Here is an 11,245-nt window from a genome sequence, read left to right as displayed (position 1 = left end):
GAACAGGCCTTATATGAGGAAGGCGGACTCTCCGGCGGAACTGAGGTGCGCGGGGAAGTGTCGAAGGAAGTGCTCGATCCGGTGCCACCACCGGAAAAGGCCTCGGCTGAGGTGACGTGGAAGAACGATGTGCCCAATCGCGAGCCGACGCATCAAGACTTGGAACAGAAAACACGGGACTCTGTGGAGAACCTGCGGAAGGGCAACCCTGAACTGGATTCCCTCAACGTGAACAGTGGCAAGAGGGAAGTCGGGACAGGCCCCCACACCGAGGGCCGCGCCGTGGACATCAACAAGATCAACGGCGTTTCCGTAGGTGAACTTGCAGCGCCAAAAACCCCGGAGGCAGAACGGGCGCGAAAGGCGGCGGAGAACATGGTGGCGCAGGCGAAGAAGGATCCCAACGTCAATCAAGTTCTCGGACCCTCCGGCTGCTGGGGAAGAGACAAATTTCAGAGGTGGAGGTCATTAGACCCGAATGACGACAGAGATCGGAGTCTCATTGAAGGGCATAGAGACCACTACCACATCAATGTGTACCGCAAGTGAAGCAAGGAGCCCGGCATGATCCGTCTCTTGACACTCTGGCTCATTCTGCTCAGCCTCGCAGCCCCAGCACAAGCGGCGGAAGTTGTGGAGGAGTATGGCATGAGCGACCCCCTGGCCCGGCGAATCGTCAGCACCGGCACCCATGAGGCGCCGCCAATGCTTGGACCGTTCTCTTCAGGTGTGTCCATGTTCTCCGTGCCGGAACCCGACGGCAGTGGCGAGCGCCTGTACGTGGGCTTTGTGGAGGATCTCTGGGACAAACGGTCGAGGTCATACCTCTGGCGCGGCCCAGTGGCCCTACGTTGGAAGGAACTAAGGGCCGTGCCTGAACGCATACGCCAGTTCCCTGTGGCCAACCCAAAACGCTACAGGATCGACCGACAGGCAGCGTTGCCCGGTGGCCGCATACAGACCTCGGTCATGGAGATCAACCTGGAGGCCCAACCCGCGCTCCTGCTTCAGCTTGGCGGAGGGTTGGGCCAGCCCAGATATCTGGACGCGCAGCCCCTGGGTGAAAGTCTGCCCATGAACGATTCCCTGAGGCTGCTTGTCCGCTTATCTGGCCAGAAGGTTTTCCAGACCGATACGTTGCGTTTGGATTCCTATGTGGTCCATCTGGGGGGGTGTCCGCCGGAAGACTGGATGAACACTCGCGTCTGGGAAACGGCACATGCGCCGCACCTGCTCGCCATTTCCCGCAGCAATGATCCTGGCAATGCCGTGTTGCACTACCTGCCGATGCGACCGGACGGCTGGACGATGGAGAAACTGTTGGCCAAGCCTTATCAAGGCGACGCAAACGGCAGCTTCGTTCTCCAGATGCTGGCCCCGTACCTCGCCCCGCACGGACAGGGAGGACTGATGCTGCATGGCGCACGCTACCGCGTCAGCATCAGTCTGCATGGCATGGATATCACCCCCCTGGAACGCGGACTGGAGTACGATCTTACAAGCGAGTCCTGGGAACCCAATTCGGGGGAGACGAAGATCAAGTACGTGCCCAAGCCCTGACGCCAGCAACATGAACACGCAAACAGGCCCGGCCACCCCACAGCGGGGCGGCCGGGCCGTTCGTTGTTTTAAGTCGTCGGGGCTAGACCTTGTCCTTGCGCTCCACGGAGAGGGCAACCGGGGCCGGGCCAGCGGCGGGGACCATCTGGCAGGCGTTGGTGCAGGCGAGCTTGCCGTCCACACCGGGGATGATTCCCGGCACCACCGAGATCAGCGACAGGCACAGGGAGGCCAGGTACGGGGTGGACTGCACCAGCAGAATCACCGCCCAGGTCACGATGTCCGGGTTCTCGGTGCCGTAGCGGGCGATGACCCCGGCGGCGGCCAGCCACAAGAGGCCCAGGATGACGAGCTCCTCGCGCGCCATCAAGAGGCCGCGCACCACGGCGCAGCGCTCCTCGCACTTGGGCGTGCGCAAAAACGGCTTCTTGGAGGTGAACACGCCCTGGAAGATGGCCTTGGCGATGGTGTGCGTGAGCGCGAGGCCCGCGATGGCCGCGCCGATGCGCTCCCAGATGCCGCACTTCACGCGGGTCTGGTAGAGCCACATGAAGTGGAACAGCTTGAACAGGAAGGCGCCCAGCGGCGGCAGCAGGAAGATGGACAGCGGCGTGCCGAAGTACCTGGGCAGCACCAGCATGCCGAGGGACCAGACCAGGCTGACCACCAGCACGGCGATCTGGGTGGCGTCTGCGAACCAGGGCAGCCAACCGGCGACGAAGTGGTACTTCTGGCCCAGGTCGAGCGAAGTGGTCTTGTTCCAGGGCAGCAGCTGGCGCCAGTGGCGCTTCAGGATCTGCACCGCGCCGTAGGCCCAGCGGAAGCGCTGGCGCTTGAACCCGGCGTAGGTGTCCGGCGTCAGGCCGGTGCCGAAGCTCTCGGGCACGTAGATGGCCTGGTAGCCGCGTTCGATGACCTTGAGGCCCAGCTCGGCGTCCTCGCAGATGCACCACTCGCCCCAGCCGCCCACTTCCTCGAGCACGGCCTTGCGGACCATGGTCATGGTGCCGTGCTGGATGATGGCGTTGCGCTCGTTTCTGTGCACCATGCCGATGCGGAAGAAGCCGTCGTATTCCCAGGCGCACACGGTCTTATAGGGGTCGCCGGCCCACTCGCGGTGGTCCTGCGGGCTCTGCACGATGGCGATGTCCGGCTTCTCGAAGTACGGGGTGAGGCTGCGCAGCCAGCTCGGGCGCACCTGGTAGTCGGAGTCGACCACGGCGATGACCCGGGCGTCGGGGGCGGTGTTCTGCAGGGCGAAGTTCAGCGCGCCCGCCTTGTAGCCCGGCCACTCCTCCAGGTGGAAGAAGCGGAAGCGGGAGCCGAGCTTGGCGCAGTGCTCCTCAAGGGGCTTCCACTGGCCGGGGTCGGTGGTGTTGTTGTCGATGAGCAACACCTCGTAATTGGGGTAGTCCAGCGCCGCCAGGGAGTTCATGGTGGCAATGACCATGTCTGGCGGTTCCTTGCAGCAGGCCACGTGGATGGACACCTTGGGCAGCCCGGCGTCCAGGTCGTGGCGCAGGGGGTAGAAGCGGCGGCGCAGGCCTTCGGGCCAGAGCATCTCGCTCATCTCGAAGCCGTTGATGAGCACCACGGCCAAGAGGCCGATCTGCATGGGCAGCAGCATGGCCCAGGCCGCGGTCTCGGCGGGCAGAAACTCGATGGTGATGGGGGTGAAGGCGATCCACACGAGCGAGCTTGAGACCGTCTGCAGCAGGAGCGAGAAGAACAGGCGCCCGGAGAAGGGCTGGCTGCGGCGCTTGTGCAGGAAGATAATCATGGGAATGAAGGCCAGGAGCGACACGCCGAACTGCACGGGCCAGAGGGTGTCCTCAAGGATCACGCCGGTGAGGGGGATCTTCAGCTCACGGTCCACGGTCCAGATGCCCCAGTGCGCGCCCACGACGCCCTCCAGGGGGCGCTTCCAGGGCTGGTCGAAGGCTTCCATGACGCAGTAGTCGATGTTCTGCTGGGCGGCCAGGTTCATGAACTGGCGCAGGAACTTGGCCTCGTTGGCGATGCTGGCCTTGGCCTTGCCCCAGCGCTCGCCGTTGCTCGGCCAGCCGATTTCGGCCACCAGCACGTGCTTGTCGGGGAAGCGCTCCACAACCTGCTTGTAGCGCTTCATGCTCCACTCGATGGCCTTTTCCTCGGGGATGCGCTCCCAGTAGGGCAGGATGTGGATGGAGATGAAGTCCACGCTGTCGGCCAGGGTCGGGTTGTTGATCCAGACGTGCCAAGGCTCGGCGGTGCTCACCTCGACATGGGGAGCGGCCTCCTTCACACGGCGGATGTACTCCGCCAGCTCGGCCACCTTGAAGTCGCCACGCAGGATGGACTCGTTGCCCACGAACACGCGCTTGATGTTCTTGTGCTCCTGCAGGTTCTTGATGAGCGCGGCGATCTCAAGCTCGTTGCGCTTGAGGCGCTTGTCGAGCCAGGCGCCGGCCATGACGGGCATGTCGTGCTTGTCGGCCAGGCCCGGGATGAGCTCCATGCCGTCCAGCGACGAGTAGGTGCGGATGGCCCCGGCCTTGCCCTTCAGGAAGACGATGTCCTCCTCGATCTGCTTCGGCGTGGGGAACTTGTTGACGAGCGGGTCCTGGTCGGCCCGGTAGGGGCTGAAGGACACGGCCTTGACCTGGCCGGTGAAGTCGAGCTGAGGGTCAGCCGGGCGGTTGAAGAAGGCCCAAAGGCCCAGGTTCACCGCGAAGACGATAAGCACGATGAGTGCGTTCTTGCGCATAGTGCCGCCAACTCCAGTGTGGCATGTAACGGCTAAGGTTCTCGATCCGGTCCGGCGCCCTGGCTCTTTGCCCTTTCGCCGGTGGCCGCCAGGCGGCCAGTGCAACTTTCCCCACCCCATAAAAACAGCGGCCTTCTGGCCGCCAAAACGCGCATGGACCCCCGCAAAGCGTCAACCTTTTTCGTCAACCACCGGGCTGTCCAGCACCAGATGCGGAGGGGCCTCTACTGCATCCGACAGGTCCAGGCAAGTCGCCCGATCCTTTCGGCCTGTGCGCTCATGGCAACAGTGTACCTTTTGTGCGCACAACAGCACTCACACCACCCGCGTCAACGCGTTCGGCACTAATAAAGCAATCCCCATGCCACACGCCAACATGCTGTATTCATGCTTATTCTTTACGTTGCCGCGGCGCGCGAAAAATTGTTGTGTGTAATATTTGCGCACACTCGCGTCAAGGGGGTTTGGGGAGCGCATGACCCCCTCCGGTCGCACGGCTTCACACAAGTCCCGAAATAAGGCACAGTGGCCGCACGAGGCAACATGAAGCAGGCGATCTGGATATGGGTGGCGCTGGGGGCCGTGGCCGCCCTCGCCGGGCTTTTTGCGGCCTGGTGGGGACGCTCGCGTTTCGTGCGCGGGCGGCGGGCGGTCATCGCCGTGAGCGCCTTCCTGCTGGTGGGCCTGGCCGGAGGCTTCCTCGCCCGCGAGCCGCTCACCCAGAGCATCCGCACCGACTACGCCACCGCCCGCACCAACGACCTCTTCCGCACTGAGGGCCTGCTGCGCGCCCTTGAGGAAGCCGAGCCCGTCCAGGCCGACACCCTGCGCCAGCGCCTGGCCAGGGCCCTGGCCGCCACCGGCGACGAGCAGGAGCGCGCCGCCGTGGAGCAGCGCCTGCGCGACGAAGCCACCGGGGTGGCCCTGGCCGTCGGGTTCTCGCGCCTGGGCAACGCCTCCGACGAGGCCGCCGCCCGTCTGGCCGAGGCCTTGCTGGAGGCGCTGAAGGCTTTGTCCTCCTCCGACGCCAGCCTCTGCCTGGGCCTGCTGCACCCCGGCTCGCAAACGCCCATCCAGGCCGCCACCCTGGCCAGCCTGCGCGGCAGCGTGCGCACTAGGCTCGACGCCTCGCTGGCTCTGGTGCTGGCCTCAAGCGCGCTCAAGCCTCAGCTGGCGCCCCTGCCCGCCACCGCCGACGCCGCCCTGGCCGACATGTTCACTGAGAACCTGCCCACCTTTCAGCAGGCCTACGGCGACCCCAAACAGGTGCAGGCCCTGTTCGAGGCGCTGAGCAGCCCGGCCCAAGCCGCGCGCATCGCCCCGGACACCCTCTGCCGTTTCGCGCAGGATCTTTTGCACGCACTTTTGCGCATGCCCCCGGCCGAACGCGGACCGGGTCTGCGCAGGTTGCTTGGAGCCTAGGCGCAAGAACGCTCTATTTCGGGAGGCATGTCCATGGAAGCACGCACCGCCATCCTGGCCGGAGGGGGCCTGCACCTGCTCTGGGCGGCGTTCCACCTGGCTTTCCCGCGCCTGTTCCGCTGGCACGAGTCCCTTGCCGGGCTTGACCGCGTCAACCGGGGCATCCTGCGCGTCATGAACCTTTGCCTGATCTTTATGTTCCTGGCGGCGGCCTGGCTGTCGCAGGCGTTCACCGGGGAGATCTCGGCCACACCGCTGGGCCGGGCGCTTTGCGCGGCCCTGGCCGGGTTCTGGGTGTTTCGCCTGGGCCTGCAGTTCACGCATTTCCGCGCGCTCGACCCGCGCTCCCTCGTGCTTTCCACGTTGTTCACGGCGACGAGCCTGGCCTACGCCGCGCCGCTGCTGTTCTTAACCGCGCCCTAGCCGCCCGCGAGTTCCACCGCCCGCGCCGGCCGCGCGGAGCCAGCCGGAAGGAGTCCGCATGTTCGAATCCCTGCACCGCCGCATCCGCAAGAAAGGCCAACCCCCGGGCACCGTCACCTACGTCGGCCGCGAGCAGACCAAGCCCGTGACCCTTGAGGTCATCCACGTCGGCGCGGACGGCGTGCGCCGCACCAGCCCCGCGAGCGCCGAGGCCTGCGCCGCCTTTGTCGACGCGCCGGGCCTGACCTGGATAAACCTGGACGGCCTGCACGACGCGGACTTGCTCACCCGGCTGGGCGAGATCTTCCGCCTGCACCCGCTGGTGCTGGAGGACATCGCCCACACCGGACAGCGGCCCAAGCTCGACGAGCTGGGCAACGCGCTCTTCGTGGTGCTCAAGATGCTGCGCTACAACGAGGACGAGCGCACCATCGAGGACGAGCAGGTGAGCTTCGTGCTGCGGGAGAACCTGCTGCTGACCTTTCAGGAGAAGTGCGGCGGCGATGTCTTCGGCGAGGTGCGCAAGCGCCTGGTGGCGGGCACCGGCAAGCTGGCCGCGAGCGGGGCGGACTACCTCATGTACGCCCTCATCGACGCCGTGGTGGACAACTACTTCGTGGTGCTGGAGCGCATGGGCGAGGACATCGAGGAGGTGGAGGAGGCGCTGCTGGTCTCGCCCACGCCGGGCGAGCTGGAGACCATCCACGGCCTGCGCCGCGAGGCCCTGTTCCTGCGCCGGTTCATCTGGCCCCTGCGCGAGGTGCTCTCCCGCCTGAACAAGGGCGGCACGCCCTTCATCAAGGACAGCACCGACGCCTACCTGCGCGACCTCTACGACCACGTCATCCAGATCATGGACACGGTGGAGACCTTCCGCGACATGCTCTCCGGCATGCTCGACCTGTACCTCTCAAACGTCAGCCTGAAGCTCAACGAGACCATGAAGGTGCTGACCATGATCTCCACCATCTTCATCCCCTTGAGCTTCCTGGCCTCGCTCTACGGCATGAACTTCCGGCACATGCCGGAGCTGGAGACGCAGTACGGCTACTTCGTGGTGCTGGGGGTCATGGGCTCCTCGGTGGCGGGCATGCTGCTGTTCTTCCGGCGCAAGGGCTGGCTGTCGTCCAAATCCTGAGCCCCGGACCAGGCAATGGACGCGCCGGGGCTTTCCGGGTAAAGGGAACAGGCTTGACCATGCCAACCAAGGAGTTCCGGTGCGCAAGCTGATCAAGAGGCTCGTGCTGCTGGCCCTGCTCGGGGCCGTGGCCTTTGTGGCCGCCTATTTCGTTTACCCCGACGTGGGGGAGTACGCCAAGAAGAACCCGGACAAGACCGCGTTCATGCTCTGGCGCGAGGAGCAATGGGCCGAAAAAGGCCTGAAAAAGCGCATCACGCAGCGCTGGGTGCCCATCAGCCAGGTCTCCCCGGCTCTCCTGAAGGCCGTGCTCATCGGCGAGGACGACAAGTTCTACCAGCACGAGGGCTTCGACTTCGACGCCATGGAACAGGCCATGGAGAAGAACATGAAGGCCGGGCGCTTCAAGGCCGGGGCCAGCACCATCAGCCAGCAGCTGACCAAGAACCTGTTCCTCTCGCCGGAGAAAAGCCTCACCCGCAAATTCAAGGAGGCCATCCTCACCTGGCGGCTTGAGCGCGCGCTCAGCAAGCGCCGCATCCTGGAGCTCTATGTCAACGTGGCCGAATGGGGCGACGGCATCTTCGGCATCGAGGCCGCCGCGCGCCACTACTTCCACAAGCCAGCAAGCCAGCTCTCGACCATGGAGGCCGCGCGCCTGGCGGCGGTGCTGCCCAACCCCATCCGCTTCGTCGCCACCAGCGACCAGAAATACGTGACCTTCCGCGCGGGCCTCATCCACAGCATCATGGTGCGCCGGGGCATCGCCATCGACGACTTCCAGGAGGTCATGGACACCAAGGACGAGCCCGGCGTTGAAGCCGGAAACGGCGCAGGAAACGGGGCGACGCAGCCCGCAGCAGCCTCCGGCCCCGCAGGGCAGGCTCCCCCAACCGAGCAGGAGCGCCTGGGCGCCCGCACGCCCGGAACCTCCACCCCGGACGCCACGGAGGCCTCGCCGGAACGCCTGGCCGGGCGCACCCCGGCCCAGGGGCAGCCAGCGCCGGAGCCCGGCGCAGAGCGCCTGGGCGGACGCATGCCCGCGGCCCCTGTCAACCCGGCCAATCCATACGTGCCACTCAACTCGGCCGCCCCGGCGCAAGCCCCGGCCCGGCCCTGAGGCCCGGCCACATGCAACGAAAGGAGGACCCATGCGGCCCCTGATCATGCTCACCGCGCTCCTCGCCGGAGCCCTCATGCCCGTCCAGGCGGGCATCAACGCGCGCCTGCGCGAATTTCTGGGCGATCCGCTGGTGGCCTCTTTCGTCAGCTTCAGCGTGGGCACCGTGTGCCTGGCGCTCATCATCCTGGGCACGCGCGCGCCCCTGCCCAGCCTGGCCGTGGCCGCCCAGGCGCCCTGGTGGACCTGGATCGGCGGGGCCATGGGCGCTTTCTTCGTGGCCGTCAGCGTCATCCTGGCGTTCAAGCTCGGCGCCACGGGCCTCATGGCCTGGATCATCGCCGGGCAGCTGGTGGCCTCTGTGCTGCTCGACCACCACGGCGCCATCGGCTTCGCCGTGCGCGAGGCCACCTGGCCGCGCCTGCTCGGCGTGGCCCTGCTCTTCGGCGGGGCCGTGCTCGTCAACGAATACTAGAAAGGATACCCCGTGAGCCTGCTGCGCGACACCCTGGCCACCTGCCGCATGATCAAGATCGAGCACTCCGTGTTCGCCCTGCCCTTCGCCTTCACCGGAGCCTTCCTGGCCGCGCGCACGGTTTCGCCCGTGACGGGCGCCGCCACCTGGACCATGCCCGGCTGGGACGTGCTCCTGCCGCTCACCATCGCCATGATCGCCGTGCGCTCCTTCGCCATGGCCTACAACCGCCTGGCCGACCTGGACATCGACAGCCAGAACCCGCGCACCCAGGGCCGCCCGCTGGTCACCGGCGAACTGTCCGTGGAGTTCACCAAGCGCTTCATCTTCGCCTGCATGCTCATCTTCACCACGGCCTGCGCGGCGCTCAACACCACCTGCTTCCTGCTCTCGCCCGTGGCCCTGGCCTGGAGCGCCTTCTACAGCCACACCAAGCGCTTCACGCCCATGTGCCACTTCGTGCTGGGCAGCGTGTTGGGCCTGGCCCCTGTGGCCGGGTGGCTGGCCGTGCAGCCGCAACACCTGGGCTACGCCGCGGTGCTTTTGTTCTTCGCCGTGAGCTTCTGGGTGGCCGGGTTCGACATCCTCTACGCCTGCCAGGACGCGGACTTCGACCGCAGCCAGGGGTTGTTCTCCCTGCCCGCCAGCCAGGGCGTGCCGCGCGCGCTGTTCGCGTCCTCCTGGACGCACGCCGCCGCCGCGCTTTTGTTCCCCATGACCGGGTGGTACGCCGGGCTGGGCATCATCTACTCCACGGTGGCGCTCCTGGTGGGCGGCATCCTGGTCTGGGAGCACAAGCTCATCAGCCCCGACGACCTCTCGAAGGTCAACGTGGCCTTCTTCACCTTGAACGGCGTCATCGCGGTGTTCGTGTTCCTTGGGGCCTGGGCCGACCTGCACCTGGGCTCGCCCTGGTTTTTCCCGCGCTGAACCAAAGCATTCAGGAGTCAAGACGTGGCTGAGATCGTATTTTCCGGCGACACCGCGGAGTGGGCCGACCGCATCCAGGGCTGGGTGAGCCAGCACCTGCTGACCCAGGCCGCGCTGGTCCAGGCCCTGCTGGTGCTGGCGGCGTGCCTGGCCGCCTGGGCCGTGACCCGCGTGCTTCGGCTGGGCGCCAAGGGCGCCGCGCCCCAGACCGGCTGGCGGGCCGACCAGCGCATCGAGCCCATGCTGCGCGAGCTCCGGCACTGCGCCTGGGCAGGCGTTTGCGGCGCGCTGCTGCTCTTGTGCGATGCCGCCGCACGCTACTTCCACCTACCGCACAAGGTGCTGTCCATCGCCGTGTCCGTGGCGCTGGCCTGGGTCCTGGCGCACATCGCCGGCACGCTGATCAGAAGCCGCTTCGTGGGCCGCCTGGTGGCCTGGGCCGTGTGGCTCATGGCCCTGCTGCACGCCGTCGGCGTGGAAGCCCAAGCCCTGGAGTTCCTCGACGACCTGGGCTTCACCATGGGCAAGTCCCACGTGTCGCTCCTGCTCATCCTGAAGGGCGTGGCGCTCTTCGTGGTGCTCATGCAGGCCGCGCGCATGCTTTCCAGCATGACCGACGACAAGCTGCAGAACGCCCAGGGGCTCTCGCCCTCGGCCCAGGTGCTGTTCGCCAAGGGCGCCAGCTTCGTGCTCTACGCCCTGGCCATCACCATCACCCTGTCCACCATCGGCGTGGACCTCACCAGCTTGACCGTGTTCAGCGGCGCCGTTGGCGTTGGCGTCGGCTTCGGCCTGCAGAAAATCTTCTCGAACCTCGTCTCCGGCGTCATCCTGCTGCTCGACAAGTCCCTCAAGCCAGGCGACGTCATCGAAATGGGCGGCGTGCAGGGCCGCATCGCCCAGATCAACGCCCGCTACTCCGCCATCGAAACCCTGGACGGCAAGGCCTACCTCATCCCCAACGAGAACCTCATCGGCAACGAGGTCATCAACTTAAGCTACAGCGACTCACGCCTGCTCATCCGCGCCGAGGTCGGCGTGGCCTACGCCGGAGACCCGCGCGTGGCCATGGAGCTCATGGAACTGGCCGCCGCCAAGACCGCGCGCGTGCTGCCGGAACCGGCGCCCCTGGCCCGCATCGACAGCTTCGCGGACTCCTCCGTCAACCTGTCCGTGGGCTTCTGGATCGAAGACCCGCACAACGGCATCGCCAACGTGCGCGGCAACGTGCTGCTCGCCATCTGGGACGCCTTCAACGAAAACGGCGTGTCCATCCCGTTCCCGCAACGCGAAGTGCGACTGCTGAAAGACGCATGATACCCAGGGGGCGCCGCCCCCTGGACCCCTGCTGTGGGGCCTGAGGCCCCCAGCCCCCCCATTGCGCGAAAGGTTCCTGTGGACGCAAAGCCGTTCACAGGAACCTTTCGCTTT

At 66.2% G+C, this 11,245-nt stretch carries 10 protein-coding genes; 9 read left to right on the top strand and 1 reads right to left on the bottom strand.

Annotated features, from left to right (window positions below; all coding sequences use genetic code 11):
* Positions 1 to 549 (top strand): hypothetical protein (locus RDU24_RS15395; RefSeq protein WP_308736667.1); only part of this gene is annotated, 549 nt, incomplete at its 5' end.
* Between the two features lie 99 nt (positions 550 to 648).
* Complete coding sequence (locus tag RDU24_RS15390) at positions 649 to 1,560, top strand: hypothetical protein (protein ID WP_308736666.1); 912 nt, start codon at positions 649 to 651, stop codon at positions 1,558 to 1,560.
* Between the two features lie 82 nt (positions 1,561 to 1,642).
* Here the strand turns inward: RDU24_RS15390 and RDU24_RS15385 are convergent, their stop codons facing one another.
* On the bottom strand, positions 1,643 to 4,306 hold the full coding sequence (locus RDU24_RS15385) for a glycosyltransferase (protein ID WP_308736665.1): 2,664 nt from the start codon (positions 4,304 to 4,306) through the stop codon (positions 1,643 to 1,645).
* A 543-nt stretch (positions 4,307 to 4,849) separates the two neighbouring features.
* Here RDU24_RS15385 and RDU24_RS15380 point away from each other — a divergent pair.
* From RDU24_RS15380 to RDU24_RS15350, 7 genes are all read left to right on the top strand, one after another.
* Entirely contained in the window at positions 4,850 to 5,728 is an 879-nt protein-coding gene (locus RDU24_RS15380; RefSeq protein ID WP_308736664.1) for a hypothetical protein, read from the top strand.
* A gap of 33 nt (positions 5,729 to 5,761) precedes the next feature.
* Positions 5,762 to 6,151 carry a hypothetical protein gene (locus RDU24_RS15375; protein ID WP_308736663.1) on the top strand — a complete coding sequence of 130 codons (390 nt, stop codon included), beginning with the start codon at positions 5,762 to 5,764 and terminating at the stop codon, positions 6,149 to 6,151.
* Between the two features lie 58 nt (positions 6,152 to 6,209).
* Positions 6,210 to 7,289, top strand: a complete 1,080-nt coding sequence (corA, locus tag RDU24_RS15370) for a magnesium/cobalt transporter CorA (RefSeq protein WP_308736662.1) — start codon at positions 6,210 to 6,212, stop codon at positions 7,287 to 7,289.
* Between the two features lie 79 nt (positions 7,290 to 7,368).
* Complete coding sequence (gene mtgA / locus RDU24_RS15365) at positions 7,369 to 8,409, top strand: monofunctional biosynthetic peptidoglycan transglycosylase (protein ID WP_308736661.1); 1,041 nt, start codon at positions 7,369 to 7,371, stop codon at positions 8,407 to 8,409.
* 31 nt (positions 8,410 to 8,440) lie between these two features.
* Positions 8,441 to 8,884, top strand: coding sequence for a DMT family transporter (locus tag RDU24_RS15360; RefSeq protein ID WP_308736660.1), 444 nt, complete (start codon positions 8,441 to 8,443; stop codon positions 8,882 to 8,884).
* A gap of 12 nt (positions 8,885 to 8,896) precedes the next feature.
* The gene (locus RDU24_RS15355) at positions 8,897 to 9,814 is read left to right on the top strand and encodes a UbiA-like polyprenyltransferase (protein ID WP_308736659.1); all 918 of its coding nucleotides are present in this window, start codon (positions 8,897 to 8,899) and stop codon (positions 9,812 to 9,814) included.
* 24 nt (positions 9,815 to 9,838) lie between these two features.
* Entirely contained in the window at positions 9,839 to 11,131 is a 1,293-nt protein-coding gene (locus RDU24_RS15350) for a mechanosensitive ion channel family protein (protein ID WP_308736658.1), read from the top strand.
* The last annotated feature ends 114 nt before the right edge of the window (positions 11,132 to 11,245 follow it).

It is taken from the genome of Humidesulfovibrio sp., from assembly GCF_031082295.1.
Taxonomy (GTDB): domain Bacteria; phylum Desulfobacterota; class Desulfovibrionia; order Desulfovibrionales; family Desulfovibrionaceae; genus Humidesulfovibrio.
This window is presented reverse-complemented; position numbering and strand designations above follow the sequence as displayed.

What these genes read in the sequence shown, in the direction of transcription:
- RDU24_RS15385 (WP_308736665.1), bottom strand. Translation starts at nt 4,306, where the DNA reads ATGCGCAAGAACGCACTCATCGTGCTTATCGTCTTCGCGGTGAACCTG.
- corA (WP_308736662.1), top strand. Translation starts at nt 6,210, where the DNA reads ATGTTCGAATCCCTGCACCGCCGCATCCGCAAGAAAGGCCAACCCCCG.
- RDU24_RS15360 (WP_308736660.1), top strand. Translation starts at nt 8,441, where the DNA reads ATGCGGCCCCTGATCATGCTCACCGCGCTCCTCGCCGGAGCCCTCATG.
- RDU24_RS15380 (WP_308736664.1), top strand. Translation starts at nt 4,850, where the DNA reads ATGAAGCAGGCGATCTGGATATGGGTGGCGCTGGGGGCCGTGGCCGCC.
- RDU24_RS15390 (WP_308736666.1), top strand. Translation starts at nt 649, where the DNA reads ATGAGCGACCCCCTGGCCCGGCGAATCGTCAGCACCGGCACCCATGAG.
- RDU24_RS15375 (WP_308736663.1), top strand. Translation starts at nt 5,762, where the DNA reads ATGGAAGCACGCACCGCCATCCTGGCCGGAGGGGGCCTGCACCTGCTC.